Below are 606 nucleotides of genomic sequence, written 5' to 3' on the forward strand. Positions count from 1 at the left end.
TTCCCAAGGTCCAGGGCCTGGACAGGGCCACCTTCTGGCGCCACGGGGTCGCCACGGCCAACTACGCGCGCATCCTGGCCCGCATGCTGGGCGCCGATGCGGCCACGGCCGACACCGCCTACCTCGCCGGGCTGATGCTGCGCACCGGCCAGCTGCTGATGGCCCTGGACGAGCCGCATCTGGTGGCCGACGTCGAGACCCATGCCGCCGAGCCCGGCAGCCGCTTCTCGCTGGAGGAGCACCGCTTCGGTTGCACCCACGCCGACGTGACCGCGTCGCTGGCTGCGCACTGGCATTTCCCGCAGGCGATGGTGGAGGCCTTCAAGGACGCCAACACGCCGCTGGAGATCCGCCCCTTCTCGCTGATCGCGGCCGTGCTGCACGTGGCCGAGGTGCTGGCGGATGCCGCCGAGCACCATGACGAGCCCGTGCATGCGCTGAAGGTGGCCGTGCCCGAGCTGATCGAGCACCTGCATCTGGACCTGGACCTGCTCGCCGCCAAGATCGCCGCCACCGGCGACCCGGCGGCCGAGGTGGAGCAGATGCTGCACTAGAGACAGTTCGCTTCGGGCGCTCCGCTTGGCGCGCCATAGCTGAACTGCGCCC

Annotated in this window: 1 protein-coding gene; it reads left to right on the plus strand. The window is 70.6% G+C overall.

Going from position 1 to position 606, the window contains the following annotated elements; all coding sequences use genetic code 11:
* Window positions 1–554: HDOD domain-containing protein (locus AC1DU6_RS34755; protein WP_477863072.1), on the plus strand; the 554-nt coding region annotated here is incomplete at its 5' end.
* Between the last annotated feature and the right edge of the window lie 52 nt (window positions 555–606).

This window comes from Roseateles sp. P5_B10 (assembly GCF_056400485.1).